Raw genomic sequence first — 5,339 nt, 5'->3', positions numbered from 1 at the left:
ATTTAACAGGCTTCTCAATTCACATATCATTTTCAGTCTTTTTTGTCAACTCCTAATACTGAACCGACGCCCTAGGGATTGGTGCGATCGACCGGCTTTACCTCATCCTACCGGCAGGCGATCGGCAATAAACCTAATTTATTGCCGATCGCCTGTTAAAAGAAAAAGATTTAACGAGCGCAGCCAGAGAGATTTCAAGCGTTTGAGGGTCTTCTTCACCACCTTGAATCTCTCTGGCACAGCACCCTACAGTTTCTCGTTTCCAGGCTCTGCCTTGTATTTAAACGGGAACCAGAGTCGGCTCCAAAGTTGCCACTAATTTGAGATTGTACTCATCCTCAAAAGACGGCTTTTTATAATCCAAACTCCACAGCTCCAGAGCGCAATCGTCTTCTGGATCGAGCGGTTGCAGCCGCAAATGAAACTCTCGAACTTCTGGGCGGTGTTCGCATTTAAAATCAGAAATTGCGCCAATCTGCCGCCTGTCCAAAGCCACAGCCAACCGCAGAAAAGGATGCAATTTACTAACTACTTCCCGGTATTTTTTTGGAATAATCAAAAAATTTTCGTGCTTCTTTTTGGGAGGGTTTTTTCGGTGATAGCGAGCTAAATTAGCAATGACTTCAATCTCTGTTTCAGTGTATCCTAATAACTCACCATTGCGAATTAAATAGTAAGAATGCTTGTGGTGCGCCGAATGACTGACGTACAAACCGCAGTTGTGCAGAATCGCGGCAGCCCACAGCAACTCGCGTTCTTCGGTTCCCCAATTGTGCAGGATTCCTTGAGTTTGGTCGAAGAAATTGAGCGCAAATGCTGCGGTTCTTTCACTTTGTTCTAAATTGACTTGATATTTGTTAGCCATGTGCAGAGTGCTGCGCTGGCGGATTGAACCTTGATAGCGCAAGCGGTTTTCAATTAAACCGTGCGCCAGCATCCAGTCAACAATTACGCCTTCTCTTAGAGAGCGATCGCAAACAGTCAGCGATTCCATCCCTAATAGTGTCATCGCTTCCTGCAAAATCAAAGCGCCGGCCAGAATAATTTCCGCCCGCTTGTCTGACATTCCCGGAATTGCCAACCTTTCCGAGTAAGAAAGTTTGCGAAAGCGATTGACTAAATCGCGCAAATCTTTTAAACTTAACTGATATCCCGCTAGGGGACTCGGCACTGTTCCCAACTTTTCGCGAGCGTTAATTGCCGCCAGAGTTTCGATGGTTCCAGCAGTGCCAATCAAGCGCAAAGTTTCGCCAGCATTAAATTGAGATCGCAATTCGTCGATCGGTCTTTCCAGCGAAATCCGAATATAAGCTTGCAAATAAGCAAACTCCTCCCTGCTAATCGGGTCACTTTTGACAAATTGTCCTGTTAAGCGAACAGCACCAATTTTTGTACTGGTGAGACAGCGAGGCTCAGAACTGTCTCCTAAAATCAACTCTGTAGAACCGCCCCCAATATCAATAATCACCTGCGACTGATTGTTAAACTCCATACCGGAAAGAACGCCGAGATAAATTCTCCGCGCTTCTTCCTGACCGGAAATTAAACTCACATTCAGGTCTAATTCTTCAGCAACTTGTTTGAGAAAATCCCGCCCGTTAGGGGCTTCGCGAACCGCACTCGTAGCAACAGCGATAATTTGTTCAGCATTAAAAGTTTTAGCAATATCTTGAAAGCGGCGCAGAGTGGCGATCGCCCTTTCCATAACTTCGGACTTTAAGCACCCTGTCTTAGCATCGCAATCGCCCAACCGAACCGTATCTTTCTCTCTAGCAATAATCGTAAACGCGGGCAATTTCGGATCGATGCGCGCCAGCACCATGTGAAACGAGTTAGTACCCATATCAATAGCAGCAATAATGCGATTTGACTCCGCCGAAGCAAGTAAATTAACCATTGGAGTGTCTCGGGGTTGACAGATATTTATGATTATTTCACGAATCCAGTTAGGCATTCTATTAAATTAGCAAAAAACTGGAAATGCTGACTGGCCAAGACTTTCACCTGTTATAAATTCCGGCAGAAATGCCATCGCCAACAGAGATAGTAAGTCATTGTGCCTAAAATTTGATAAGATCGAGAGTTAAAAATATCAAATCTAGAATTGAAATGCTTAAAGAGCTCGATCGCCAACCCGAATCCACATTGCTAACCGTCGTGAGGCTTTTGAGATGGGACAAACCAGCAGGAAGGCTAATTTTAATGATTCCAGCCCTCTGGGCCGTTTTTTTAGCAGCCCACGGGAAACCGCCCGCAGCATTGGTGGGCGTGATTGTGTTGGGTACCTTAGCCACGAGTGCGGCTGGATGCGTCATCAACGACTTGTGGGATCGCGATATCGATCCCGAAGTAGAAAGAACGCGATCGCGCCCCCTAGCATCCCGCGCCCTCACCGTGCAAACTGGAATAGGAGTTGCATTAATTTCCTTTGCTTGCGCGGCAATTCTCGCTTTTTATCTCAATCCTTTAAGTTTCTGGTTGTGTGTCGCCGCCGTACCAGTAATTATCTGCTATCCCCTAGCAAAAAGATTCTTCCCAGTGCCGCAATTAGTGTTATCAATTGCCTGGGGATTTGCAGTTTTAATTAGTTGGAGCGCTGCCGTTGGGAAACTAGAATTAGCTACTTGGCTGCTGTGGGGTGCAGTCGTGTGTTGGACGTTAGGATTTGATACAGTTTATGCGATGAGCGATCGCGAAGACGATTTGCGTTTGGGGGTTAATTCCAGCGCTATTTTTTTTGGAAATTATGCAGCTAATGCTGTGGGTTTTTTCTTTGTTGGGACTGTCGGTTTATTGACGGCAATGGGAATTAATCTGCACTTGCACATTGGTTTTTGGATGGCAATTTGTGCGGCGGCAATTTTGTGGTTTTTGCAGTACAGTGAACTGCGAAAAGCGGATATTCCTAGGCGGGTTTACGGTCAAATCTTTCGCCAAAATGTTTGGGTGGGGTTTGTAATACTGGCGGGGATGATTGTTGGGGAGATTCTTTAGACCCCGCCTAGGTGAGTGACAGAAGTTAAATCAACTTGTAAGGTGCGTGAGTCATTGATTTTTCGATTTCAACAGGTTTGAATGCTCTGGGCACCCTACGTGCTTGCTAGCGGTTGAAACCGCCGAGGCATCTCGATATAATTCACCTGAATCAACTTTTTTTCAATTGAATCAGCTTGATTTGTACTATCCAATTCCAGGTAATTTTAACCGGCTGCAACTGAGAATATTGCGATCTGCACGATCCAGATCGGCATAAGTTTATTCCGGGCTTTCCTCTGTGGCGGTAAAATCTCCAGAATTTTGTCACAATAGGGTGCAGATAAAACCGAGAGTATTTTACCGCTCCCCTGCTGCTATGAAACAATTTGTGCTGTACCTGGTCTCTGGGTTGATTACCGTGTTGCTGGGGTATTTTACCAACCAGTTACCGAATTTGCCGGATAACTTGAAACCGTGGGTTCCTTTGGCAGTGACGGTTTTGACATTCGCGGGCTCGATTTTGCTGATTAAACAAAGCCACTCTGGGAACTCGTCAGCCAAGACGGTGATTCGGGGGAATACGCTGAAGGGGAAACTGAGTAGCATCAAAGCTACGGATGCTTTGGTAGAACGAAATCAACTAACTGGAGAGAGTTCTAGCATCAGCACGAGGGATAGCGATTCGGGGACGCAACCATGACGCGCTTTGCGAATCGCACGCAGGAGTTGCACCTGTTTGAACGGATGTTGCGGGGGCAGGTGCGAGAACGGATTTTGTTGATTGAAGCACCGTCGGGTTATGGGAAAACGGGTTTGATGGGGCGGTTTGATGAGATACTGTGTTCCCAGGAAATTCATCCAGTTTTAATCGATCTCAAAGGGGCGCAAGCTGGTATCGCTTTTGTGTTTTCCCGGATTCAGCGCGTACTCGGAAAACCACGCTTTCGGAATTTTAATGCCCTGATCGATCGCTTTCTCAATTCTGGTGTTGAGATTCAGAACAACCGTTTGACGGGGGAAGGCAGCCAAATTCAGGTGATTTTAAATGTGCCGCCAGAGGAACGAAAGTATCGTTTAACTCAACTTCAACAGGTTTTTTTTGAAGATTTAGAACGGTTCGATCGCCCGATCGCATTTATTCTAGATACATACAATGGCGCGACGGAAGAACTGGCAGGATGGATCGAGAGTCCGTTTTTGGCAGAAGTGGCACTCAACCCAAAGCTATTTGCGATCGTGGCAGGACAAATTATTCCCCAACCCACTATAGAATGGCAAAACCTGCATCATCGCTGCAAGCTCGATCGGATTATGGAACGCGAAGCCTGGTATGGTTACGTTAAGGACGTTGGCTTCGACTGCTTCAGTTCCCAAGAGATTGATGTTTTAATCGATGCGGTAGAAGGTGTACCGGCACGAGTCGTTGGCTTGTTAGAAGTTGCAGCACGGACGAGGCAGCAGATATGAACGCCGAGTTTTTAGCGCGATTGGCACAGGCGCAGACGGAGGAAGAAAAGGATTGGCTGCTGGCAGAACTTTCCCTGTCGGTGCTGTCGCCAGAGTTGAGGGCAATGGCGCTGGCTGCCGCCGTGCCGCATTGGTTTGATGCCAATATCTTAGGGGCGTTACAGCCAGATTTAGCTCAACAGGCAGAGGCGCTGTATCTGCAACTCCAGCATCTCCCCTTTGTGGAAGAGTTTCCCGACATAGGACACAATATCCACGAACGGACTCGGAAGGCGATGCTTCAGCATCTATGGGAAACGGATGAAGAAGCGTTTAAGCAATTTTCCCAGCGTCTGGTTGACTATTTTGGTGCAGAGAATACGAATCGGATCGAACAGATTTATCACGCTGCGATCGCTGATTTTGAGGCAGGCAGCAGTCAGTTTGAGCGCTACATCACAAGTCTAGACCATAATTTTCGTCGGGGGGAAGCGGAGGCGCTGCTAGCAGCGGTGCAGGAACTGGTTGAGGCTAAACGAGTGCCAGAGAGTTTCGCTGCAGATGTGGTGTATTGGTTCGGGCAAATCCATTTCCGATTTTATGAAGCGCAGGAGGCATTGTCCCGCTACGATAGGGCTTTGAAACTCTACGAGCAAGTAGGATTCAATCTGGGCAAAGCCAATACCCTGCGTGCCATCGGCAATGTTTTGCAATTCCTCAAGCGCTGTGATGAAGCCCTAGAGCGCTACGATACGGCTTTGAAACTCTACGAGCAAGTAGGAGACAATCTGGGCAAAGCCAATACCCTGCGTGCCATCGGCGATGTTTTGCAATTCCTCGATCGCCGTGAAGAAGCCCTAGAGCGCTACGATACGGCTTTGAAACTCTACGAGCAAGTAGGAGCCAAACTGGGCAAA

5 protein-coding genes are annotated in these 5,339 nt (G+C 47.3%); 4 read left to right on the top strand and 1 reads right to left on the bottom strand.

Annotated elements, in window-relative coordinates; genetic code table 11:
• Positions 1–280: 280 nt before the first annotated feature.
• Positions 281–1,897, bottom strand: a complete 1,617-nt coding sequence (locus QUA54_RS33620) for a Ppx/GppA phosphatase family protein (RefSeq protein ID WP_333419306.1) — start codon at positions 1,895–1,897, stop codon at positions 281–283.
• Positions 1,898–2,109: 212 nt separating this feature from the next.
• Here QUA54_RS33620 and QUA54_RS33615 point away from each other — a divergent pair, with 212 nt between their 5' ends.
• The 4 genes from QUA54_RS33615 to QUA54_RS33600 all read left to right on the top strand — a co-directional run.
• Positions 2,110–2,994, top strand: coding sequence for a 4-hydroxybenzoate solanesyltransferase (locus tag QUA54_RS33615; protein WP_333419304.1), 885 nt, complete (start codon positions 2,110–2,112; stop codon positions 2,992–2,994).
• 358 nt (positions 2,995–3,352) lie between these two features.
• On the top strand, positions 3,353–3,676 hold the full coding sequence (locus tag QUA54_RS33610; RefSeq protein WP_333419302.1) for a hypothetical protein: 324 nt from the start codon (positions 3,353–3,355) through the stop codon (positions 3,674–3,676).
• Positions 3,673–4,443 (top strand): hypothetical protein, encoded by a 771-nt coding sequence (locus QUA54_RS33605; protein ID WP_333419300.1) that lies wholly within the window; start codon positions 3,673–3,675, stop codon positions 4,441–4,443. The genes QUA54_RS33610 and QUA54_RS33605 overlap by 4 nt, the downstream gene beginning before the upstream one ends.
• Positions 4,440–5,339 (top strand): tetratricopeptide repeat protein (locus QUA54_RS33600; protein WP_333419298.1); only part of this gene is annotated, 900 nt, incomplete at its 3' end. The genes QUA54_RS33605 and QUA54_RS33600, both read left to right, overlap by 4 nt.

It is taken from the genome of Microcoleus sp. MOSTC5 (assembly GCF_036701825.1).
GTDB classification, from domain to species: Bacteria; Cyanobacteriota; Cyanobacteriia; order Cyanobacteriales; family Microcoleaceae; genus Microcoleus; species Microcoleus asticus.
Note: the sequence above shows the minus strand (reverse complement) of the source record. Positions and strands in the feature narration are given on the sequence as shown.